The sequence below is a fragment of the Paraclostridium sp. genome (assembly GCF_051657365.1).
Lineage (GTDB): Bacteria > Bacillota > Clostridia > Peptostreptococcales > Peptostreptococcaceae > Paraclostridium.
Genome location: NZ_JBOFKN010000071.1, coordinates 1 through 2,841 on the forward strand (window position 1 = coordinate 1; position 2,841 = coordinate 2,841).

The 2,841-nt window shown below is 26.8% G+C and carries 5 protein-coding genes; 2 read left to right on the plus strand and 3 right to left on the minus strand.

Translation table 11 applies throughout. The annotated features are described in order from the left end of the window. Positions 1–31: 31 nt before the first annotated feature. From ACRCYC_RS05035 to ACRCYC_RS05045, 3 genes are all read right to left on the minus strand, one after another. Complete coding sequence (locus tag ACRCYC_RS05035) at positions 32–1,126, minus strand: YqaJ viral recombinase family protein (RefSeq protein WP_438533322.1); 1,095 nt, start codon at positions 1,124–1,126, stop codon at positions 32–34. 124 nt (positions 1,127–1,250) lie between these two features. Next, positions 1,251–1,484, minus strand: coding sequence for a hypothetical protein (locus ACRCYC_RS05040; RefSeq protein WP_438533323.1), 234 nt, complete (start codon positions 1,482–1,484; stop codon positions 1,251–1,253). Between the two features lie 85 nt (positions 1,485–1,569). Further along, a complete protein-coding gene (locus ACRCYC_RS05045) occupies positions 1,570–1,692 on the minus strand; it encodes a hypothetical protein (protein WP_438533324.1) in 123 nt (40 codons plus the stop codon). Positions 1,693–1,861: 169 nt separating this feature from the next. Here ACRCYC_RS05045 and ACRCYC_RS05050 point away from each other — a divergent pair, with 169 nt between their 5' ends. Beyond that, positions 1,862–2,560: a LexA family transcriptional regulator gene (locus ACRCYC_RS05050; RefSeq protein ID WP_438533325.1), complete on the plus strand. Its 699-nt coding sequence runs from the start codon at positions 1,862–1,864 to the stop codon at positions 2,558–2,560. A gap of 44 nt (positions 2,561–2,604) precedes the next feature. Further along, positions 2,605–2,841, plus strand: a 237-nt coding sequence (locus tag ACRCYC_RS05055) for a hypothetical protein (protein WP_438533326.1), incomplete at its 3' end; no start/stop codon positions are given.

Sequence of the window (2,841 nt, forward strand, 5' to 3'; positions counted from 1 at the left end):
TAACTCTTGCCATTTTTTAATCCTCCCTTAATTAAGCTACATATTTTGGTAATTCTTTGATATTAAATCTTTTAGATCCTCTTTTATCTATTTTCCAAGTTGCAATATATTCATTATTTATAATTAACTCTTCAGTTTGCAGTTCTAACATTTTCTTTTGAATTTCAGCTATAAAAGGTGTCATATCTTGTTCAACTTCTTTCAATTCTTTAGAAAGTTCTTTAGAGGTATCTTTTAAAGATGTGTAGTCTTGGAATTTATTGATTTCAATTATTGGTGTAGTTTCTAGTTTATTGCTAAAGCCTTTAAACTCTTCTTTAAAGAAACTACATTCAGCTTTACAACCATTTGATTTAGGTTCTATATTTGTATCTAAACAATTTTGAAACTCTATAGATAACTCATAAGCTTTTTCAATTAACTTACTATCAACATCTATTTCATAAACTTTAGTAAATCTATTATCTATAAAACCAACTAGAAAGCCTTTAGTTTTATTCAGTACTGCAAGTTGTTGTTGTACTTGTGCATAATATTTATTAGGGACTTCATCTTTAGACCAATCATATGCTTGGTAACTATTTCCTGTTTTTAATTCAACTGGATACCATTCATTATTAATTTTAATCCAACTATCAGGAGTACAAGTCCATAAAGGATATCGAGGATTAGCTACTACTTGATTTCCTTTTCTAACCTCTTGAACATCAAGGTTAAATTCTCTTTTAAAAAGATCTGGAAGATTATTAATTATAAAATCTTCAGCATAATGTCCAAAGTTCATAGCAACCATACTTTCAAAGCTAAATTCTCTTTTGTATTGTCCTTTTCTTTCTAAATACATAAGTAATGGACTGTTATAATTATCAGGTCTATCAATAAAACCATTTCTCCAAGCATAATCAACCATTAATATAGAAACATCAGTAGCTCCTATTCTTCTATGATTTAGCCATTCACCTTCTCCACTACATTCTCCAGTGAATAACACTTCTGAATCATGTAGTTTTGGTGATAGTTCTTCTAAAAGAGATATAAGCTCAGCTTTTTTCAACTTACTATATCCTTTAGCACCTAAAGTTTTTAATTGTTCTTTTAATTCTTTTACAGTTAATTTCTCATTCATGAGTAAAACCTCCGTTTTTTAAGTCTTAATTACATACTCAATTTTCATTGGGGGATTATATAAGATAGTCGGGGGTATATCTTATTTGATTGAGTATGTAATTAAAACCTAAAGGTTAGTGAGCCTATTTTATAAGGCTCACATTGTATTTTGTGCCTTCTTTTTTATATTCTTCTCTCATTTCTAGTAAGCAATTATCACATAAGTTCATGTGCCAACCTTTCATAAATTCATCTGTAAGTATCCATTTGGCCTTATGTTCTTCACACTCACATATAATGTCATTATCTTTTCTCAAAGGTTTTAAATCTTTAATTAATAAGTTTGTTTCTAATTCTAAAAGCTCTACTCCTAACATATTACCTCCTACATAATTCTCATTATTATTACTTCAACAGTAAGTACCATCAATCCAATTAATGTTAATTCAGCTATTACTTTCATTAAATTTCCCACATCCTTGCATAAACTTCAAGTCTTGCTAAACATTCGCTATAAGTTCCAATCAATATAATTCCATTAATTTTAAATTTCCATAATCCGTTTTTTAAATTTTTAATAATCATACTACTCTCCTTTATACAAAAAGTACAAATAAATTATAAAAAAATAAATAAGTAAAAACTTCTATATTATTATTATACAAAAAGTATAAATAAAAGTAAAGAATTTTTTTACAAAATGTACAAAAGAATATATAATCTTTATATCAGGTCAAAAAGGAGTGAAATCAATATGAATTTATTTGGAAACTATTTAAAAGAGTTTTTAGAAAAAAAAGGATACAAATTAGAATATGCAGCTGATGAAATTGGTGTTTCTTTTGGACTGTTAGGACATTACATAAACGGGAGAAGAAGCCCTTCGTATAAATTTTTAGAAAAATTTTTTAAGGCATTTAATATAAGTCAATTAGAACAAAAAAGAATAATGGAATTAGTAGAGATTGACAAAATGCCTGAAGAATTGAAAAAAATAAGAGAAAATAAAGAAAAACAACAATCTGTTCCTAATGGAAAATCATTAACAGAAGATGATTTTATTGAAATGCCAGTAAAGGCTAAAGCTTCAGCAGGAAATGGATACATTAATTTTGAAGATACATTATATACAAGATTAATTAGAAGAGGTAATTTCTGTCAGGATTGTTATTTAATTGAAGTAGCAGGAAATTCAATGGAACCGTTGATTCAAGATGGATCGTTAGTAATAGTGGACCCACACCAAACTGAATATATTGCAAATAAAATATATGTTGTAAAAGTTGGAGAGGAAACTTTTGTAAAAAGAGTTCTTATAAAAGAAGAGGCTCAAGTAATGATACTGAAAAGTGTAAATACAGATTACGATGATGTTTATATAGCTGGAAGAGAATTAGAAAATGTAAAGTTATTAGGAAGAGCAATAAAATTTGTTTATGAGGGAAATTTATAAAATATATAAAAAATTAATAAGAATTAAAGTTGAGAGGAGTAAATTTGTCAGACATAATTATTAGAGAAGCGGAAGATAAATATAAAGGATTTAGATATCAAAAATTGCGATTAGCTAAAGTTATTTTAAAAAAAATTAATGAAGGAAATAAAGAACTAAGAATAATAGGGGCTGTAGAGTATAAAGATGATTTATATATAGAAGAAAAAGATTCTATAATATTAGAACAGGATAAGTTATATTCAAAAAATTTTAGTTTCTGCTCTTCAGAAGTTTATAGA

Coding starts and splice junctions, on each gene's coding strand:
- ACRCYC_RS05035 (WP_438533322.1), bottom strand. CDS start 1,126: ATGAATGAGAAATTAACTGTAAAAGAATTAAAAGAACAATTAAAAACT.
- ACRCYC_RS05040 (WP_438533323.1), bottom strand. CDS start 1,484: ATGTTAGGAGTAGAGCTTTTAGAATTAGAAACAAACTTATTAATTAAA.
- ACRCYC_RS05045 (WP_438533324.1), bottom strand. CDS start 1,692: ATGATTATTAAAAATTTAAAAAACGGATTATGGAAATTTAAAATTAAT.
- ACRCYC_RS05050 (WP_438533325.1), top strand. CDS start 1,862: ATGAATTTATTTGGAAACTATTTAAAAGAGTTTTTAGAAAAAAAAGGA.